This window comes from Neisseria sp. P0009.S007, from assembly GCF_051962515.1.
Genome location: NZ_JBQCVF010001326.1, coordinates 1 through 232, shown reverse-complemented (window position 1 = coordinate 232; position 232 = coordinate 1). Strand labels below are relative to the sequence as shown.

At 37.9% G+C, this 232-nt stretch carries 1 pseudogene; it reads left to right on the top strand.

Annotation, left to right across the window (positions count from 1 at the left end):
- Positions 1-130: 130 nt before the first annotated feature.
- Positions 131-232 (top strand): annotated as a pseudogene (locus tag ACTHS3_RS18795) (hypothetical protein); the annotation flags it as partial.

Here is a 232-nt window from a genome sequence, read left to right as displayed (position 1 = left end):
ATATCTGACGGCAAAAGTGCTTTTTATGCGCTGCAAATGACAGGCCGTCTGAAACACTAAAGGCTTTTAAAGCAAAGCTGACCTATAAGCCTCTTTACTTTAAAAGCTTTATTGAGAAAAATAAAAATACATGAAAACCAATCTACTTAATTACGATATACAATGACTGACGCAACACTTTGCCGAAATGGGTGATAAACCAATCCGCGCCAAACAAGTCAAGCGATGGATG